Source organism: Chryseobacterium phosphatilyticum, from assembly GCF_002899825.2.
GTDB lineage: Bacteria > Bacteroidota > Bacteroidia > Flavobacteriales > Weeksellaceae > Chryseobacterium > Chryseobacterium phosphatilyticum.
The window spans coordinates 167,408-187,123 of the sequence record NZ_PPED02000004.1 but is presented as its reverse complement, the minus strand read 5'-3'; the positions used below and the strand labels follow the sequence as shown (position 1 = coordinate 187,123).

The window sequence follows — 19,716 nt, the reverse complement described above, 5'->3', positions numbered from 1 at the left end:
AATGAAAAAGATATTATTATTAAGTATAGCATTATCAGCATTGACTGTTTCATGTCGTGAAGAATTTCTTGAATCTGCACCGACAGAAACAATCGCTGATGCTCCTGCACAAACAAAACTGAACGGTTTGTATGTGATGATGATTAATACAGGAACGGGGGGGACAAGTTTAGATCACGATGATTTCGGTCAGAAAGGATACGATATTTACAGTGACATGCTTTCTCAGGATATGGCGCTTGAAGCTACCTCTTACGGATGGTATGTGGCTATGGCGAATATGACGGCTCAGACTGACTTTACCAATACCATGAACTACAAGCCATGGAGGTATTATTACAGAATGATTGCAGGTGCTAATCAGATTATCGACGCTCTTGGAGGAACAACTGCGGTTCCTACTACCGATGCAGATAAATATGCTATGGGACAGGCGAAAGCTTTACGTGCTTATGCTTACTTTTATCTAATGCAATTCTATACGAAAGGATATAGTGCTAGTGAAGCAGCGATTCCTGTATATACTAAAGCGGGTATGCCTGCTCAGCCTAAATCTACTCAGGCTCAGGTATATGCTCTAATTGTAGATGACCTTACGAAATCAGTTAACTATCTGGAAGGTTTCGCAAGAACAAACAAAGGGATGATCGATCAGTCGGTTGCCAAAGGACTTTTAGCATACACGTATGCAGCTATGGATCAGCCGGCACAAGCTGCGGCATTATCTAAAGAGATCATTAATGATTACGGATATACATCAACTTCAAAAACAGAGACGGTGAGAATGGCTCATTCTGCAGGATCTACTGTTGTAAGTGGAGGTGGATTTAACGATTTGAAAACACCAAGCTGGATGTGGGGATTTGATATTGCGGTTGTGAACGGATTAGATCTAGTAAGCTGGTGGGGCCAGGTAGATATGTTCACGTATAGCTATGCCTCTGTAGGAACCAGAAAAGGAATAGATTTAGGTCTGTATGGTACTATGAAAGGTAGAGATATCAGGAAAAACCAGTTTGTAATGAGTACGATCAATGATAGTGAGGGGACTCCTATTGCTACGACTCCTGCAAGAAACTTCCCGGGTAATAAATTCTTTGACCTGAACAGAATTGCTCAGGGACAAAGACAAGTTACCGCTGACTATATCTTCATGAGAGTGGATGAATTCTATTTCCTTGCTGCTGAATCTCTTGCTAAAACTGGTCAGGATGCAGAAGCTAAAGCTATTTTAAAACAAGTGCTTTATAATAGATACTCAGATGCTCCTGGTAGTACTACAGAACCAGTAACTGCTGCTGCATATGTTGACAGTTTCCTTGATCCATTAACAGGAACAGGTCTTCAAGCTGAGATCTATAACCAGACAAGACTTGAATTCTGGGGTGAAGGTAAATCTTATCTTGCATTTAAGAGAAACAAAGCTACCGTTACAAGAGGTTCTAACCACTTGTTCTTCGTAGGTACTGCGTTCCCTTATAATGATGCTAGAGTATCTTTAACAATTCCTCAGGAAGAAATCGTAAATAACCCTCATTTCTAATTATAGAAAAAAGGTATAAAAAAAGAAAATTTTCTTTTTATTTAACTAAAAAGGTTGTCTCAAAAATGAGACAGCCTTTTTTTTATTAAATTTGCTGAACAATAATGAATAATGAAGTACATCCTTTTCATAATCACCTTCTTCAGTTTAGCTGCCCAGGCGCAGATTGTTGATTCAACAAAAACTCAAAAGCTTCAACGAAACCCGGAAGATACTCTGGTCATCGACTCCGGAAAAAAAGATTCTTTAAAAATTTTCAAACCCACCATCAACGATTATTTGTTTCAGACTCAGTTTTCTGAAAAGAAAGTCTTTGATACGGTGATGACTTTTGATAAAACACATATTTTCTCTCAGTATAATAATCGCGATAACTTCGGAAGAGTACAGCCTGCCAATATTGGTTCAGGATTTAATCCGCTTGTATTTGAAGTAAATCCGGAGCAGAACCTGTCTTTGCTGCCATCTAATAAATCTTATATGATTTTAGGAGCAAATGAAGTGAAGTATTATGATGTAAAAACTCCTACCGCTTCATTCATCTATCACAATGCAATGAGAAACGGAGCAGCATTACGATCTACTTATACTCAAAACATTGGTAAAAGGTTCAATTTTGCTCTTGAATATATGGGTCTTAGGTCTCAGGGATTATACAGAAACTCACTGGCTGCGAATAATAATACCATATTCTCCGGACACTATATTTCCAAAAGTGGAAATTATGAGCTTTTTGCCCATTATATCCATCAAAACATAAATAATCAGGAGAGTGGAGGGATCACCGAAGATAATCTGTTTCAGAATGGGGACAGTAACTATAAAAACAGACAGAATGCTCAGGTAAACCTGGCTTCTACAAGCTCTCAGTTTTCATATAGGAGGTATTATCTCAGCCATCAGTTTACGCCTTTTAATGCAGAGAAGTTTCCTTTTAGTATAAGACATACAATGTCACATCAGGGAAATAAATACTATTATAATCAGGGATCGTTGGAAAGGTATTGGTACGAAGTGCCCACAGAACTGGTCAACGGATTTCCTTTAACAACAAAGAAGTACTCGGATAATTTCAGCAATACAGTAAGTTTGGTTTTTAATAATGAAAAATTCAAGCTTGATGCTGGAGTACGTTATCAGATGATTAAATTCGGAATAAGAGATATTGCGACAGTAGGAGGGGTTCCTTTTCCGGGTGAGCTTAAAGAAAACAGGATAGGGGCAGTAGGAAATCTACAGGTGAAGCTTTGGGATAAAGTTCAGCTCAATTCATTCTTGGAATTTTCAAACGGAAGTCAGTTTAAAAGCTATCTGAGGACTGCCAATAATTTGAAGTTCGAGCCTGTAAAAGACTATTTTGTCAATGCAAAAGTAAACTTCCAAAGTGCTTATCCTTCATTTAATTACCTGTTGAATACTTCTGTTTATAACAATTTTAATTATTATCTGGAAAATGCCAAAAATCAGTCGGTAATGGAAATTGGAGGAAGTGTTAACTTAAAGTGGTTTAAAACAGAAATTTTTGCCAATTATTTCAGAATCGACAACTATACGTATATTGATAATGAAGGGAGCCCACAGCAAAGCGACAGCTCGCTCAATATTTCCCAAATTGGAGGAGATGCAACATTCAGCTTTGGCAAATTTCATTTGAATACAAGATTGCATTTTCAAAATGCATTAACCAATAAAAACTTGCTTCCAATGCCGAGTTTTATCGGAAGAGCCAATTTCTTTTATCAAACTCAGGCCTTTAAAAAAGCTGCAGAAATTCAGGCGGGGCTTAAGGTATACTACTTCTCTAAATTTGCTTCAAGAGAATATTTCCCTGTCCTAAATGAATATATGTTACCCGGTTCCGATTCTTTTTCCATTGGAGGACAGCCGATGGTTGACCTTTATATCAATATGAAAGTGAAAAAAATGTTCTTTTTCATAGAAGGTCAGCAAATAGGAACCGTTATTTCCAACAACAAAGCCTATGCATTTCCACATTATCCGGTATATGACTTCAGATTGAATATTGGCATCGTGTGGTATTTGTTCAACTAAAAACGATACAGGTTGAAAACAATTAATAAAATATCATTTAATGATATAGAAAACATCCCTCAATTGGTAAAAGACTTTTTGAGTCAAAAGATTGAAGGGTTTGAAAATAAAATATTTTCTGTTGAGAACTTTCGCCAACAGATCCACCTTAAAGCAGATTCTTCTTTATCGGTAGAACAGAGGAATATATTGTCCGGAGTGTTTGAAGAGCAACTTTCGCATGTGAAACTGTCTTCAAGGCAAAAAGAAAATTTGGAGAGCCTTAAACTCCCTAATACATTTACCATCACCACAGGACATCAGCTGAATTTATTTTCAGGACCGGTTTTCTTTGTCTATAAAATTTTACAGACGATTAAAACATGTACTTATCTGAAAGAACATTTTCCGGATTTCAATTTTGTGCCGGTCTACTGGATGGCATCTGAGGATCACGATTTTGCTGAGATTAATCACTTTAAAACCGAAAATAACTTCTATGAAATCAATGAAAAATCAGGAGGTCCGGTAGGTAGAATTCAAATCAGTGATACCTATTTTATTTCTGAGTTTGAAAAAGAATTCAATGACACTGTTTTCGGGACGGAATTGATTTTAATGTTGAAAGAAGCCTACAAAACAGGAAATACATTAACACAAGCCATTCAAATTCTTGTTAATCGTCTTTTCTCTGAATTTGGACTTTTGATCCTGGATGGTGATTCCGAAAAGCTTAAAAACGAAATGAAAGAAATCTTTAAAGATGAGCTTCTTCACTTCAGCTTACACAAAGAATCTGAATCGAAAGTAAATTTCCTCACTGAAAAGTACGGTAAAGTTCAGGTGAATCCCCGTGAAATTAATCTATTCTATCTTTCAGAAACAAGAGACAGAATTGAGTTTAACGGACAGAAATATATTATTGTTGACAAAAATATTCAGTTTACAGAGGAAGAAATACTGACTGAGCTGGAGAATCATCCGGAAAGATTTAGTCCAAATGCCTTAATGCGCCCAGTATATCAGGAAAAAGTATTGCCTAATCTGGCTTATATCGGAGGAAATGCCGAAATCATGTACTGGCTGGAACTGAAAGATTATTTTACAAAAATCAAAATTCCTTTCCCTGTACTTATTCCAAGAAACTCTATGCTTTTCGTTAAAGAAAAGACATTGGGGAAAATTGAAAAACTGGATCTCAGAATTGATGATTTCTTTCAAAATTTTACCGCAATTACCAATCAGAAAATTTTAAAAGATAACAGCATTTTAAAATTATTGGATGAAAAAGAAAACCTTCTGATCAATAATTTTTCAGAGCTCAGAACTTCTGCAGAAAGCACTGAAAAGTCATTTGGAAATATGGTCAAAGCAGAAGAAGTGAGACAGCTGAAATCATTTAAGAGAATGAAAAAACGTTTGCTTCATGCTGAAAAAATAAAGCAGGGAGAATTATTGGAAAGACTTGAAAATCTATTTTTAAATGTACATCCTTCAGGAACCTGGCAGGAAAGAGTCTATAACTTTAGTGTGTTCTTTTCAGACTATGGGTATTCATGGCTTGAAAATTGTTTGGAAGAAATGGTGGTTCAAGAATCCAAATTAATAATTGTTGCCATTTAATTTTAAAGGAGTATTTTTGTAAATTATAAAGATCGAATATGATAAAGAGGTTTTTTATTCTATCCAGTTTATGTATGGTTTTGGGAGTTTCAGCCCAGAAGTCGCATACCGTTGTACAAGGTGATAATCCTTACAATATTGCAAAGAAGTATGGAATAACTGTAGATGAATTGCTGAAGCTAAACCCTAAGCATAAAGATGGCAAACTGGCTATCGGAGATATTTTAACGATCAAATCTGATAAAACAACCTCTCCGGTTGTAACAAAAACGGTTGTTGCAGAAAAGGTAAAAACAACTCCGGTTGCCAATGGTGCTCTGGGAAAAATTGTTTTACAGCCTAAACAAACCATTTATGGGATTACAAAACAATATAGAATTTCTGAAACCGATTTAAGAAAACTGAATCCTGAATTGGATTCTCACATGAAAATAGGGGATGAAATTACTTTACCACTGGCCAGTATCAAAAAATATGGTGACAGCCAGCAGGTTATTGCTGCCGAAAAACCGGTGGAAATTCCCGTTGAAAAGAATGTAACCCCTTCTACCCCTGCTGCAGCGACAGAAGGTGAAGCCTATGTAATTCAGGCAAAAGATAATTATTACAGAATTACAAAACAGTTTGGAATCAGTCAGCAAGATTTGTTTGCTTTAAACCCGGGTTTGGAGGAAAAAGGATTAAAGCCGGGTGAAACTATTAAAATAAAAAAATCAACTGCTGCGGACTCTGTAGTAACAGAACCTGTACATCCAAAAGAAAAAATGGATTCCGGGAACGAAAAACCATCAGCATCCAATACTGTTGTGGCAGGAGATGACTATGTAACCTACACTGTTCAGCAAGGAGATACTGTATTTTCTATTGTCAACAGATTCGGAGTTTCAATTGATGACCTGATTGCTCTTAACCCGGATCTTTCTCATGGGCTAAAGACAGGTATGGTTTTAAAAATCAAAAAACAGGATCCTGTTTACATCAAGAAAAATGGGGATGCTCTAAGTGTGGTATTAATGCTTCCATTCGGATACAGTACCAATGAAACCCAGTACAGAGGGATGGCCCTAGACTTTTTGACGGGTGCTAAGCTGGCAATCGAAAGAAATGCAAAAGGAGGTCAGAAACTTGATATTAAAGTCGTGGATTCAGGGAATGAAGCCTCATTCAAGAATTCTTTGACTCAAATCAATCCTGAAAATACAGACCTTATTATTGGACCATTCTTCAAATCGAATGTAATTGATGTTCTGGATTTTACAAAAAATCAAAAAATTCCTGTTGTAGCCCCATTTGCCAACACTCCGGAACTTTATAACTACAGCAACCTGATCATTGTTGAAACCAATAATCAAACCTATGCTGATAAAATTGTGGAAGAAGTAAAAGCGGTCTATTCAGATCAGAAAATATATGTGGTAGCAGATTCGAAAAAAGAAAATGCCAACTACATCAAAGCAGGTCTCGAAAAAGCAGTGAAAAACCCTAATGTTGTAATTGTTAATTCCCCTGCTGATATCCAGCTGGATCAGAATATGATGACAGGACAAGCTGCTCCGGTTGTTGCTATTTTAGCTAATGACGATATGGGAGAAGCTTTTGCAAACAAAATCGTTGCTCTTTCCAAAGAAGCTCAGGGAGTAAAAGCATTCAGTATGTTTTACTCTCCGGTATTTGAGAAGAGAGTGGATGATTTGAGCCAGGCAAGTCTGGTATACCTGATGGATAGAAAGATCAATACAGATGGTAACTTTGAAAAGGAAATCCTTGCGGCTTATAAAAACAAATATTGCAAAACACCTCCAAAATATGCAATCGTAGGTTTTGATGTGGTGAATGATATGTTGACAAGAGAGAATAAAAAGGGGGAAATATTCAAACAGATGAATAAAGTACAGACTCAGCTTGCTACCAAGTTTGAATTTGTAAAATCAAAAGCAAATGGTGCTTATGTAAATACCGGTTACAGAGTAATCAGGTTGGTACCTTAGATGATTTATATCTGTTTAAAAGGATATTATTAACATTATAAGTATATTTGCATAATATTTAATTAAGTACATGAAAGCACTTGTATTTCCTGGGCAGGGTTCTCAGTTCGTAGGAATGGGAAAGGAGTTGTATGATTCTAGAAAAGATATTAAAGATCTGATGGAATCTGCCAATGAAATTTTAGGATTCGATATTCTTTCCATTATGTTTAACGGAGCAGATGAGGATCTGAAGAAAACAGAGGTTACCCAGCCTTCAATTTTTATTCATTCAGTAGCAGCATTAAAAGCAGTAAACGGTCTTGGAGCTGAAATGGTAGCAGGACACTCCTTAGGAGAATTCTCTGCGTTAGTTGCCAATGGCGTTTTATCTTTTGATGACGGTTTGAAACTGGTATCAGAAAGAGCTAAGGCAATGCAGGCTGCTTGTGATGCAAATCCAAGTTCTATGGCTGCAATTTTAGGATTGGAAGATGCTAAAGTTGAAGAGATCTGTGCTCAGATCAGTGGAATTGTTGTTCCTGCAAATTACAACTGTCCCGGACAATTGGTTATTTCAGGAGAAACACCTGCTGTAGAAGAAGCTTGTGCAAAACTAAAAGAAGCAGGTGCAAAAAGAGCATTGCTATTACCTGTAAACGGAGCGTTCCATTCACCATTGATGCAACCGGCACAAGAAAGATTAGCCGCAGCGATCGAAAAAACAAAATTCAGAAAAGCGACTATTCCTGTATATCAGAATATTACAACTACTGCAGTTACTAATCCTGAAGAAATCAAACAAAATTTGATTGACCAACTTACAGGACCTGTAAAATGGACGCAGTCTGTTCAGAATATGATTAAAGACGGTGCATCTAATTTCGTAGAAGTTGGGCCAGGAAAGACCCTTCAGGGATTGATTAAAAAAATTGACGGATCTGTAGAATCTGCCTCTGCAATATAAAAAAATATGAACGCGATTTTTTCACCGGGAAAGCTTATGCTTACTTCAGAATATTTCGCGATTGATGGAGCTCTTGTCTTAGCGGTACCAACCAAGCTGGGACAAGAGTTTTTTTTTGAAGAAAAAGAAGATGGAAAATCACTGATTCTTTGGGAAGCTTATCATCAGAACAAATTATGGTTAACAGCTGTCATAGATTATAAAAACTGGCAGATTCTAGAAACCAATCTCCCTTCAGGTGCTGAATTTATTTTAAAAACTTTACAAAACGTTCAGCAACTTTCTACTACAAGGTTCAAAGATAATCTTACTTATTATTTAAAAACAAATCTTCAGTTTCCGGCGGACTTTGGTTTTGGAAGTAGCTCTACCTTAATGAATAATCTTGGTGAATGGGCTGAGATTGATCCTTTCCATTTGAATTCAATCAGTCTGGGAGGAAGCGGATATGATATTGCAGTAGCAAAAGAGAAGTCTGCTGTTCTTTTTCAAAGCAAGCCTGAAATCAAATATGAAAAGGTAGATTTTAACCCTTCTTTTAAAAATGAGCTGATTTTTATTCATTTAAATCAAAAGCAAGACAGTCGGGAAGGAATTAACCTTTACAAGTCAAAAAAGAAATCCCAGAAATTAATTAATGAATTTTCAGATATTACAAAGAAAATTTTATTATGCAATGAATTGGAAAAATTTTCTGCCTTACTGATGATTCATGAGCAAAAAATTGCTAATTTTCTTGAAATACCTACAGTTAAAGAAAAATTATTCTCAGATTGCCCTTCTTTTGTCAAAAGTTTAGGGGCATGGGGGGGGGATTTCGTGATAAGTGCCAAATTTGGGGGCTTTAAAGACTATTTTTGGGAGAAAGGATTTTCCACCGTTTTTGAATGGTCTGATATAATTGATTTATAATCAATATTTTACGATCCCGTTTTTTTATTTGCCATTCTGACTTATATCAGTATATTTAAACCGTCTTTAACAAATAATTAATATTATTTTTGTTGAACTCAATAAAGAAATAGAAAATATAAGTAAAATGAAAAACACTAAAATCATCCAGGATTTAGAAAAATTAGGGATTAAAGGAAACTATGAAGTAGTGTATAATCCTTCTTATGAAGAATTATATCAGGCTGAAGTTTCTCCTGAAAATCAAGGATTTGAGGAAGCTGAGCTTACAGAGTCTGGCGCGGTATCGGTAAAAACAGGAATTTTCACAGGTCGTTCACCTAAAGACAGATATATTGTTCAGGATGATGTTACAAGAGATACAATTTTCTGGGATGGTAAAGTAAATTTACCAACTACAGCAGAAACTTTCGGGTCTTGTAAAGAATTAGTGCTGAACCAGCTTGCTGAAGCTAAGAAAATTTATGTAGTTGATGCTTTCTGCGGAACCAATGCAGATACAAGACTTAAAGTAAGATTTATCGTTGAAGTAGCATGGCAGGCGCATTTCGTTACTAATATGTTCATCCGTCCTTCTCACTATGAGCTTGAAAACTTCGGAGAGCCTGATTTCACCGTAATCAACGGATCTAAAACAACAAATCCAAACTGGGAAGCTCAAGGTCTGAACTCTGAAAACTTCATCATGTTCAACCTTACAGAAAAATTACAGATCATCGGAGGTACCTGGTACGGAGGTGAAATGAAAAAAGGAATGTTTGCCATGATGAACTACTATCTTCCATTAAAAGGAATGGCTTCAATGCATTGCTCTGCAAACGTTGGAGAAAAAGGAGATGTTGCTTTATTCTTTGGTCTTTCAGGAACAGGTAAAACAACTTTATCTGCTGATCCTAAAAGATACCTTATCGGTGATGATGAGCACGGTTGGGATAACAACGGAGTATTCAACTATGAAGGAGGATGCTATGCAAAAGTAATTGACTTATCAGAAGAAAAAGAACCGGACATTTTCAGAGCAATCAAAAGAGATGCACTTCTTGAAAACGTTGTTGTGAATAACGGGGTAGCTGATTACAAAGACGGATCTATTACTGAAAATACAAGGGTTTCTTATCCAATCTACCATATCAATAAGATTGTACTGCCATCTAAAGCGGGACATGCGAAAAAAATCGTTTATCTTTCTGCTGATGCATTCGGGGTATTGCCTCCTGTTTCTATCTTAAATGAAGATCAGGCACAATATCACTTCCTTTGTGGGTATACCTCTAAATTAGCAGGAACTGAAAGAGGAATTACTGAGCCTCAGCCATCTTTCTCGCCTGCATTTGGTGAAGCATTCCTTACGTTACACCCAACAATGTACTCCAAAACATTGATCGGTAAAATGAAAGAGCACGGAGCTAAAGCTTATTTGGTAAATACAGGTTGGAACGGTACTGGAAAGAGAATTTCTTTGAAAGATACAAGAGCAATTATCGATGCAATCATTGATGGTTCTATTGATAACGCTCCTAAAACTCAGGTTCCTATCATGAATCTTGAGATTCCTACTGAGCTTCCAAACGTTTCTGCTGGTATTCTGGATCCTAGAGATACTTATGAAAATGTTTCGGAATGGGAAGAAAAAGCAAAAGATCTTGCTTCAAGATATATCAAAAACTTCGAACAGTATTGTGATACTGAGGAAGGTAAGAGATTAATCCCTTCCGGACCTCAATTACAGGAACAAACAATCTAATACGATTACTAAATATAGAAAGCCTCATCATTGATGAGGCTTTTTTATTATATTTCTCATGAGCTAAGGCATTTAAAGATGTTCTTCTGAAAGGAAACTTTTTAACTTTAAAATCTGCCTATTTGATTTTACTGTAAGCTCAGTAACGCTAATCTGTAGCCATCCATTCCAAAACCAGACAAAACTGCATCTGTATTGGCTGCCGTTACAGATTTCTGTCTGAATTCCTCTCTCTTATAAATATTACTGATATGAACCTCCACTTTTGGCTTCTGTATGTTTTTTAAACAATCTGCAATAGCATAGGAGTAATGGGTAAAAGCCCCGGGGTTGATCACAACTGCATCAAAATCATCTTTCTGAAGCCTGTTGATAAGTTCCCCTTCAATATTAGACTGATAGTAATTTAATTCATGAGTGTGGAACTCCGATTTCAGATTTTCCAAATAGGTTTCCATAGAGATAGTGCCGTAGATTTCAGGTTCTCTTGTGCCTAAAAGATTTAAATTAGGGCCATTAATAATCAAAACTTTCATATAAAAAATTTACTCAAAGATAAATATTTTCTATAGATCCTGAGCGTCTCCGATCTTTAGGTTTTGATGAATGTACTCTGATGGGGTAATTCCTTCTATTTGTTTAAAAACTCTGTTGAATGTAGATTGGTTAGAAAAACCAGCTTCTGTATAAACATACATAAGCGTGGTTTTCTGAAAGTCAATTTCTGTGAACAGTTTTTTTACATATTCGATTCTGTAAATATTAAGATAGGTATTAAAGTTAGGATATCCCTTATATCGGATTGCTTTGGAAATATATGAACTGTTAACATCAATAACGACACTTAATTTTGAAAGATTGAATTTAATATCCTTAAAAAGCATGTCCCTACTCATTGAAACTTCGATTCTTTCAAATAATTTTTCCATTCCTTCTGTATCTATAATTGTTTCTGAAGGAGTCTTAATTTCTATTATTCTGTTATTGAGCTGATGCAAGAATTCTTGTCTTTTCAATTTGTCTTTGTAATAAATAAGCAACGCAATGACCGCAATATTTGAAATAAATAATATGATATCTGTAATCATTACTTCCTTATGAGAATGATGAGGAAAGTTAAAGTCAATGGTATTGCCTGCTATGATCGCGGCAATAATGGTTACTAAAGTATAGACAGTAAACCATACTACTTCTTTTTTAGGAAAAAAGATATAGGCGCCTAAGGGAATAGGTAATAACCAGCAAAATCCTGCTACTGAATTGTTCCAATAAGCAAGCAAAATATAAAAATTATAGATAGGTGCAAGAATCAGATAGGATCGTACAAGTGTATTTGCTGAACATTTTTTTCGCAAAAAAGGATAGGTAAACGCAAGCGAAATAATTCCCAAAAATAGATACCATGACATCATTTTATAATGAATATAAAAGTAATAAATGGAAAAGTAAACGGTCAGGATAGAAATCATAAGAATGATGTATCGATCCATCAGTTCGAGTTTTAATTTTTCTATTTTATCTGTTTTTATATTCAAAGTAGCTATTTAAAATTGTTATTATTTCAAATTCACTAATGATTTTTAATAAATCATTATTTTATTGATTTGTATTTCAGGGAAATACGGCTTTTAAGTTATTTTCCGGATTTTCATTGATCAATCTTTCCATTCGCATGTTTAATACAAATAAATTTGCTGAACAGGATTTTTAAACATACAATATATTGTAAAAAATACATTTCTAATATTCTTTATTTAGCCTATTAATTAAGTTTTAATGTTTAATATTTCCTTTTTTGGATTGAAATTTAATAAAATTATTGAGAAATTATGGAATATCCAAGTGATATTTTTCTTGATGCCAGTCATTCTTTTTAGGAATTTTTTCGAATTTATTTTGAACCAATGATCAACACAAATGCTTTTAGAGACAGACTTTATTTTTTAAGATATAAATACTAGTTAAAATTATTTCAGGATGAAAAAAACATTATTATTACTTAGTGCCGTTGTTTCTGTAACGGCAGCTTCCCAGATTGGGATAAACACTTCAAATCCACAAGGAATTTTCCACGTAGACGGTTCGAAAGATAATGCTGTAACAGGTGTTCCTACAATTTTGCAGCAAGCCAACGATTTTACAATAACTTCAACCGGGAGTGTTGGTGTGGGTACTGTTGTGCCTCATTCTTCGGCTTTGTTGGATATCAATACGGATGGTTTGGCAGCTAACAATAAAAAAGGGGTTTTATTTCCACGTGTACCACTTAATTCAAATACAGATGTCATTACAATCCCTAATCCGGCTACCGGACTGATGGTCTATAATACAGGTACCGGTAGTTTACTAAATGCAGGATATGTATATTGGAATGGTTCTGAATGGAGAAGCATTACCAATACAACTTCCATAGCTCCTAAAATCTCATCACTAAATTGTTCGGGTGCTAAATTGAATCCCCCTACATATACTGCAGGGCAAGTGTATAACGGAACAATGACGGTTCCCTACAGTGGAGGAAATGGAGGTTCATATCCCGCAGGAAGCTCTATTGTGTCAACAGGAGTAACAGGATTGACTGCAACCCTGCAAGGTGGAACATTATCTAATGGTGGTGGTTTTCTTACCTATTTTGTAAGTGGAACTCCTTCAGCTTCTTCGCCTAATACGGCTTCATTTGTGATTCCACCAATGTTTGGAGCCTCTTCATGTACTGCAACAGTAGGGGCAGATGTTCTTAATATTGGAGAAACTGTTACGGCTATTTATTCTGTACCTAACGCTACGGCGGCGAATACAGCCTTTAATCTTAGTTCTTATGTTGCAGCCAACGGGTTGCAACCTCTTCCAACTATTGACGGAATTGAGGTTTCCTTACAAGGAAATAGCAGTGCCTATTATTATCCGAGAATTTATAACAGAGCAAGTACGTCTCAGTTGATCAGCTATCAGTCTTTTGCTACTCAGGTGAATCAGAATAAAACAAACCTTAACGTAACATTAGCTTCAGGTGATTTTGAAAATACAGACAGCGACGGGATTGTTTACTGGACAACCTCGGCTGCAGAAGTGGAAACAACCAATCTTCAGGTACAGGTAAATACCAATACCTACCGATGGTATGAAATTAAGTGGTGGTGTATGGAAGTTTCGGGAGCAAAAAAGATTTTTATATCCCTTACAAGAAAAGCATAGTCTTACTAACAAATGGTGAAATATAATATTGCATAATAATGAAAGTAGATCTTAAAAGCATTAGCATTGGCTATTGTATTAAAGAAAGGGTTAAGGAGAAAGGTATTTCTATAGAGCGTATTTGCAAATTTTTAAACTCTACAGAGTTGGAAGTTGAAAAAATGTATAAACAGGATAGTTTAGATACAGAAAGCCTTCTCAGGTGGAGTAAACTTTTGGAGTATGACTTCTTTAGAATATATACTCAGCATCTTATTATGTTTGCACCTCAGGATGGGAGACAATATAATGTTGCATCAAAGAGAGTGAACTCTTCGTTACCTCAATTCCGGAAAAATATATATACTAAGGAGCTGATCTATTTTATCTTAGAATTAATAAAAACCGGTAAGAAAACAAAGCTCCAGATAATAAAAGAATATGCAATTCCAAAAACAACACTTTATAAATGGGTTGAAAAATATCAGGTAGATTAATTTGAAAATGAGAAGATAATGAAATACACACAGCCCCATTATAAGAAGATTTATACTGATATTATTATGATGAAATATCCTGAGAAATTTGAAGCATGTAAATTTCTTTTACAGAAGGAGAAATTCTCAGCATTGGATGTTATTAAATTAGATCAGATTATTTTTGGTAACATTACCAGACATACAAATCAGTTTAATCAAAGACATAAATCCTATGACCAGTCCACAATTCTAAAAATTCTGGAATTCCAGAAGGAGAATGGTTACAATAATTCTGAGATGGGACTTCAGTTTAAAATAAGCAGAAACTCCTTAGCGAAATGGAAAAAAATGTTTCTTTCTAAAAATTAAATATTCCTACAGTCTAAAACAAAAAAAATGACACCACAGTGTCATTTTTTTTGTTTTAGACAAAATTATTATTTTGAATAATTTGTAATGATATTTATCATGTTTGATGAAATGATAATTGCTGTAATGCTTTATTTTAATGGTTTTTAATAAAAATGAATGTTAATTTTTTTAAAATTATGATAATAAAATTTAAAGTCTACTTGTTTTGTAGACTAAATATTTCTAGCTTTGCAACCATATTTCGATCGGCTTATAAAGAAAGATGGAGGGAACTGACCCTGCGAAATCTTGACAACCTGTATGATGCAAGGTGTTACATTCAGCCTTTAAAGGAAAAATAAGCATTTGGTTTATCGTATTTATCGATACCCTTTGCTGTCTATTCTGCAAAGGGTAAAATTTTAATATATGATAAATAAAACTGATTATGATTGGTAGAAGTTTAATTAATTATAAGGTTTGGATTCCGCCTGTCGCTGCATTTTTCTTAGGGATTACCAGTGTAAGCGGGCAAAGTATCAGACCCAAAAAAGATACACTCAAAGAAAAAGAAATTGATGAAGTAGTAGTGGTGGCCTATGGAAAGGCAAAAAGGAACAGTTATACAGGTTCTGTATCCACTATTTCGAGTGATAAAATCAATAACAGACCCGTAACAAATATAACAAAGGCTTTAGAAGGACAGGTTCCGGGGATTCAGACGACAAGTGCATCCGGCCAGCCGGGTTCTACGGCTACCATCCGAATCAGAGGGATTGGATCTATCAGTGCTGATAGTAATCCTTTATATGTTGTAGATGGAATTCCTTTTGATGGTAATATCAACGCTATCAGCCCCAACGACATAGAAACTATCAGTGTTCTCAAAGATGCTACAGCCAGTGCGTTGTATGGATCAAGAGGGGCCAATGGGATTATTATCATTACCACAAAATCGGGCAGAAAAGGTGAAGCTAGAGTTAATTTAAATATCAGCCAGGGATTTTCCGGAAGAGCGGTAAAAGATTATGAACAGGTAAGTACCGATCAATATTTTCAATTGTACTGGGAAGCATTGAGAAACGGATATCAGTCCGGGCAAATCAATGCTCAGCAGGCAGCACAAATGGCTACTGATAATCTTACTTCAGGGGTAGGTTTATCAATTAACCCCTACGGTGCCGGATATCCAAAGCCTGTAGGTACAGACGGAAAGTTGTTACCGGGTGCAAGTGCTTTATGGAATGACAACTGGAAAGATATTTTACAGAGGGTAGCTTCCAGAAATCAGGTAGATCTGGATATCAGTGGTGGAAGTGAAAAAAGCAACTATTTCTTTTCATTAGGATATCTTGATGATAAAGGAATGGCTATTGAGTCAGGATTCAAAAGATACAACACCCGATTAAAAATCAATTCTGAGGTAAAAAGCTGGTTGAATGTTGGAGTGAATTTAAGTTATACCAATAGTATTCAGCAGGCTCCTCCTTCATCCGATTCTAAATCGAGCAATATCATCCAGGCGGCAAGGACTGTTCCTTCTTTCTATCCTTATTATGAAAGATACGCCGACGGATCGTATGTGCTGGATGCCAATGGAAACAGAATTTATGATTTTGGGAAATACAGACCGACAAGTGCTTTGCAGAATGAAAATGCCGCAGCAACCTTACCCCTGGATAAAAATGAAAACAAAGAAGATAACTTTTCAGGGAAAGGATTTCTAGATTTTACCTTCTTACCTGAATTGAAATTCAGATCAAGCTTCTCGGTTGATTTAGTGAATTATAACGGACATTTTTATTCAAATCCGCTGATTGGACAGGGAAGTGAAACTAATGGTTCTGTAACAAGATCAAACAGCAGAACATTATCCTATACCACAAGTAATATTCTGACCTTTGACAAGAAATTCGGGAAGCACCACTTCAATATTCTGGGAGGTCAGGAATTTTACAAATATGATTATCAAACCATCTCAGGAACAAGAACTCAGTTTTCATTACCTTACTATTATGAACCAGATGCTGCGGCTTTGTTAGGTAGCTTTAGCGGAAACAGTGATAAAGTAAGCCTTTTAAGTTTTCTGGGTAAGGTAGAGTATGATTTTAACAATACCTATTTCTTATCTGCGTCTGGAAGAGCAGATGGTTCTTCAAGATTCTCTCCGGGAAACAGATGGGGTAAATTCTGGTCTGTAGGGGGCTCATGGAAAATCTCGAATGAAGAATTTATTAAAAACCTGAACTTCTTTAACCAATTGACTCTTCGTGCAAGTTATGGTGGACAAGGGAATGACAAATTATTGCAACCTAATAAATCTCCGTTATATTATGCTTATCAGGAATTATACAGGTTCTATAACAACCTTGGTGAGCCGGGAACTGTTCTTGAAAAAGCCTTGACAGAGAATTTGAAATGGGAGACCAACCTTAATCTGAATGTGGGATTGGAGTTTGCAATTCTTAACAACAGAATTAAGGGTAATGTAGAATATTTCCAGCGAAAAAGTCAGGATCTTTTGTTTAACATGCCTGTTGCTCCGTCATTAGGAATCAGTGATTTCCCTGCCAATATCGGAACCATAAAAAATACAGGTTTTGAGTTTTCATTGTTTACGACCCCTGTCAAGACAGAAGATTTCCAATGGAATGTAGATGTTAACTTAAGTACTTTAAACAATACCATCACCAAGCTTCCTAAAGGATCTATTGTAAGCGGAACCAAGTTGTTGCGTGAAGGAGGTTCAGTATATGATTTTTATCTGGCTGAATGGGCAGGTGTTGATCCGAATAACGGAAGCCCGTTATGGAAAACTTTTACCACAGATGCTAAAGGAAATACAGTGGAAGGAACAACTTCTGAGTTTGCAAAAGCTACGAGAACGATTCAGGAATCTGCATTGCCTAAACTTACCGGAGGGGTAAGTACCAATATCGCGTATAAAAACTTTGATTTTTCAGCATTGCTGACCTTCAAGATTGGAGGTAAAGTATTGGACACAGATTATACTTCAATCATGCATAGCGGAAATCTGGGTGGTCGTGCATGGAGTGCAGAGATGATGAACAGGTGGACCCCGGAAAACCGTTATACAGATGTTCCTGCATTGAGTACAATAACAACGAACTGGACGGGTAATTCTACAAGGTTTTTATACTCCGGAACGTATGCAAGACTTAAAAATATAAGTTTGGGATATACCCTTCCTTCGGATTATTTTGAAAAAATTGGATTGAAAAAATTCAGAATTTATATTCAGGCAGAAAACCTTCTGACTTTCTACAAACATAAAGGAATGGATCCTGAACAGGCCCTGGACGGTACCACATATTACAGGTACCCGGCAATGAGAACCATTACTTTTGGTCTTCAGGCAACGCTTTAACTTTAAAATTGAAACAATGAAAAATTTAAAATATTTATCGCTTAGTTTAATCGGGTTGTGGTCGCTTACAAGTTGTGAAAATGAACTGGAGACTGCTCCCACAAATCAGGCGAATCAGGTCGAGGTTTTCAAAACAGCGGAAAGTGCAGAAACCGTAATCAACGGAGCCTGGGCTAAATTTAATGATGATGGAACGACCTATGCCAATATTGGGTATTCAACGGTTTTGAGAGCCAGTGATGCCATGGGAAGTGACGTAGCTGTTTTAACGAATAAATATGGATTTGCGTCTACCTATCAGTTTACAGAAATGGCTAACAACACCGCCAGCCGGCCATTGTTTATCTGGTCTATGTTGTATTCCACGATTAATAATATGAATAATGTTATTACAAAAATTGATGGAACAGAAGGAAGCCAGGAAAAGAAAAATCAGGTGAAAGGACAGGCGAAAGCATTGCGTGCATTCTGCTACCTCAATATTGCAAGCTTTTATCAGTTCAGTTATTTTAAGGATAAAACAGCTTTGACAGCTCCTATTTATACAGAACCTTCAACGATCAATACTCCGGCAAAGAAGAGATCAAGTCTGGAAGACATTTATACTTTGATTAAAAGTGATCTGACAGATGCGGATATCTTATTGAAGGATTATGACAGAAATAATAAGGATAAAATCAACCGTGCAGTAGTGAACGGGCTTCTGGCAAGAACTTATTTAAATACCGGAGACTGGAGCAAAGCGTCTGCCTCTGCGAAAATTGCAAGAGAGGGTTTCCCATTGATGCCGTCCGAAAAATATAAAGACGGATTCAATGACATCAATAATGTAGAATGGATCTGGGGACACGGCCAAACTCAGGAGCAGTCGGATGCGAGTTATGCCTTCCATTATTTGGATGTGTCTTCATCAGGAAGCTTCTACTACAGCTTTATGGCTGATCCGTACTTTAAAGATTTATTTGATTCCAATGATATCAGATCTCAGCTATTCTCATGGGATGGCCTTAAAGGAAGGGAAGGTTTACTTAGATATGCTAAGTTTAAATTTAAACCCACTCTAATCGGAGATCTTGTATATATGAGAGCTGCTGAAATGTACCTGATCGAAGCTGAGGCTGAAGCAAGAATAGGGAATACCTCACAAGCTGTAACGGTTTTAAATCAATTAAAAGCAGCGAGAAAAGCTAATGTGTACACCGGTCCTTCGGGCCAAAATGAGGTAGTGAAAGAAATTCTGATTGAAAGAAGAAAAGAACTCTTCGGAGAAGGGTTTGCCCTTTCAGATATTATCAGAACACAAGGAACGGTAGTAAGAAAACCGTTTGTTGATGCTGATGGAAAACCTGTGAAAGTTCAGATCACAGCTCCGGACGGAACCGTAAAAACGGTGGACGGAAGAGGACATTCTATTTTTGCTTTCCCTGATAAATCTGCTTTTGTTCCGAACAGCAATTATTATTTATTCAGTATTCCACAGAGAGAAGGGGAGAACAACCCGAATCTATAAGATAAAGTCCATAGTTTATAATTAGAT

14 protein-coding genes and 1 riboswitch are annotated in these 19,716 nt (G+C 36.2%); of the genes, 12 read left to right on the top strand and 2 right to left on the bottom strand.

What is annotated here, in order from left to right; translation table 11 throughout:
- The first annotated feature begins 1 nt into the window (after position 1).
- The 7 genes from C1631_RS16580 (at position 2) to pckA (ending at position 10,787) form a co-directional block, all read left to right on the top strand.
- Positions 2-1,543 carry a RagB/SusD family nutrient uptake outer membrane protein gene (locus C1631_RS16580; protein WP_103247083.1) on the top strand — a complete coding sequence of 514 codons (1,542 nt, stop codon included), beginning with the start codon at positions 2-4 and terminating at the stop codon, positions 1,541-1,543.
- 111 nt (positions 1,544-1,654) lie between these two features.
- The gene (locus tag C1631_RS16575) at positions 1,655-3,595 is read left to right on the top strand and encodes a putative porin (protein ID WP_109713460.1); all 1,941 of its coding nucleotides are present in this window, start codon (positions 1,655-1,657) and stop codon (positions 3,593-3,595) included.
- Between the two features lie 12 nt (positions 3,596-3,607).
- Positions 3,608-5,197, top strand: coding sequence for a bacillithiol biosynthesis cysteine-adding enzyme BshC (gene bshC, locus C1631_RS16570; RefSeq protein WP_109713458.1), 1,590 nt, complete (start codon positions 3,608-3,610; stop codon positions 5,195-5,197).
- A gap of 38 nt (positions 5,198-5,235) precedes the next feature.
- Complete coding sequence (locus tag C1631_RS16565; protein ID WP_228441288.1) at positions 5,236-7,185, top strand: LysM peptidoglycan-binding domain-containing protein; 1,950 nt, start codon at positions 5,236-5,238, stop codon at positions 7,183-7,185.
- A gap of 70 nt (positions 7,186-7,255) precedes the next feature.
- Entirely contained in the window at positions 7,256-8,131 is an 876-nt protein-coding gene (fabD, locus tag C1631_RS16560) for an ACP S-malonyltransferase (RefSeq protein ID WP_103247087.1), read from the top strand.
- 6 nt (positions 8,132-8,137) lie between these two features.
- A complete protein-coding gene (locus tag C1631_RS16555; protein WP_109713456.1) occupies positions 8,138-9,043 on the top strand; it encodes a GYDIA family GHMP kinase in 906 nt (301 codons plus the stop codon).
- A 127-nt stretch (positions 9,044-9,170) separates the two neighbouring features.
- Positions 9,171-10,787, top strand: a complete 1,617-nt coding sequence (gene pckA, locus C1631_RS16550; RefSeq protein ID WP_103247088.1) for a phosphoenolpyruvate carboxykinase (ATP) — start codon at positions 9,171-9,173, stop codon at positions 10,785-10,787.
- 128 nt (positions 10,788-10,915) lie between these two features.
- Here the strand turns inward: pckA and C1631_RS16545 are convergent, their stop codons facing one another.
- Complete coding sequence (locus tag C1631_RS16545; protein ID WP_103247089.1) at positions 10,916-11,323, bottom strand: type II 3-dehydroquinate dehydratase; 408 nt, start codon at positions 11,321-11,323, stop codon at positions 10,916-10,918.
- Between the two features lie 30 nt (positions 11,324-11,353).
- Positions 11,354-12,277 carry a helix-turn-helix domain-containing protein gene (locus C1631_RS16540; RefSeq protein ID WP_123966716.1) on the bottom strand — a complete coding sequence of 308 codons (924 nt, stop codon included), beginning with the start codon at positions 12,275-12,277 and terminating at the stop codon, positions 11,354-11,356.
- Positions 12,278-12,764: 487 nt separating this feature from the next.
- Between C1631_RS16540 and C1631_RS16535 the strand changes: the two genes are divergently transcribed.
- From C1631_RS16535 to C1631_RS16515, 5 genes are all read left to right on the top strand, one after another.
- The gene (locus C1631_RS16535) at positions 12,765-13,982 is read left to right on the top strand and encodes a phage tail-like protein (RefSeq protein WP_103247091.1); all 1,218 of its coding nucleotides are present in this window, start codon (positions 12,765-12,767) and stop codon (positions 13,980-13,982) included.
- A gap of 38 nt (positions 13,983-14,020) precedes the next feature.
- A complete protein-coding gene (locus tag C1631_RS16530; RefSeq protein WP_103247092.1) occupies positions 14,021-14,458 on the top strand; it encodes a transposase in 438 nt (145 codons plus the stop codon).
- 18 nt (positions 14,459-14,476) lie between these two features.
- Positions 14,477-14,809 (top strand): transposase, encoded by a 333-nt coding sequence (locus C1631_RS16525; RefSeq protein ID WP_109713454.1) that lies wholly within the window; start codon positions 14,477-14,479, stop codon positions 14,807-14,809.
- A gap of 250 nt (positions 14,810-15,059) precedes the next feature.
- Positions 15,060-15,156, top strand: a riboswitch (SAM riboswitch).
- A gap of 83 nt (positions 15,157-15,239) precedes the next feature.
- Complete coding sequence (locus C1631_RS16520) at positions 15,240-18,179, top strand: SusC/RagA family TonB-linked outer membrane protein (protein WP_109713452.1); 2,940 nt, start codon at positions 15,240-15,242, stop codon at positions 18,177-18,179.
- Positions 18,180-18,195: 16 nt separating this feature from the next.
- Positions 18,196-19,689 carry a RagB/SusD family nutrient uptake outer membrane protein gene (locus C1631_RS16515; RefSeq protein ID WP_109713450.1) on the top strand — a complete coding sequence of 498 codons (1,494 nt, stop codon included), beginning with the start codon at positions 18,196-18,198 and terminating at the stop codon, positions 19,687-19,689.
- The last annotated feature ends 27 nt before the right edge of the window (positions 19,690-19,716 follow it).

Bases quoted from the DNA above. Each gene is read 5' to 3' on its own strand.
- C1631_RS16580 (WP_103247083.1), top strand. From the start codon at position 2: ATGAAAAAGATATTATTATTAAGTATAGCATTATCAGCATTGACTGTT.
- C1631_RS16575 (WP_109713460.1), top strand. From the start codon at position 1,655: ATGAAGTACATCCTTTTCATAATCACCTTCTTCAGTTTAGCTGCCCAG.
- C1631_RS16565 (WP_228441288.1), top strand. From the start codon at position 5,236: ATGATAAAGAGGTTTTTTATTCTATCCAGTTTATGTATGGTTTTGGGA.
- fabD (WP_103247087.1), top strand. From the start codon at position 7,256: ATGAAAGCACTTGTATTTCCTGGGCAGGGTTCTCAGTTCGTAGGAATG.
- C1631_RS16555 (WP_109713456.1), top strand. From the start codon at position 8,138: ATGAACGCGATTTTTTCACCGGGAAAGCTTATGCTTACTTCAGAATAT.
- pckA (WP_103247088.1), top strand. From the start codon at position 9,171: ATGAAAAACACTAAAATCATCCAGGATTTAGAAAAATTAGGGATTAAA.
- C1631_RS16545 (WP_103247089.1), bottom strand. From the start codon at position 11,323: ATGAAAGTTTTGATTATTAATGGCCCTAATTTAAATCTTTTAGGCACA.
- C1631_RS16540 (WP_123966716.1), bottom strand. From the start codon at position 12,277: ATGGATCGATACATCATTCTTATGATTTCTATCCTGACCGTTTACTTT.
- C1631_RS16535 (WP_103247091.1), top strand. From the start codon at position 12,765: ATGAAAAAAACATTATTATTACTTAGTGCCGTTGTTTCTGTAACGGCA.
- C1631_RS16530 (WP_103247092.1), top strand. From the start codon at position 14,021: ATGAAAGTAGATCTTAAAAGCATTAGCATTGGCTATTGTATTAAAGAA.
- C1631_RS16525 (WP_109713454.1), top strand. From the start codon at position 14,477: ATGAAATACACACAGCCCCATTATAAGAAGATTTATACTGATATTATT.
- C1631_RS16520 (WP_109713452.1), top strand. From the start codon at position 15,240: ATGATTGGTAGAAGTTTAATTAATTATAAGGTTTGGATTCCGCCTGTC.
- C1631_RS16515 (WP_109713450.1), top strand. From the start codon at position 18,196: ATGAAAAATTTAAAATATTTATCGCTTAGTTTAATCGGGTTGTGGTCG.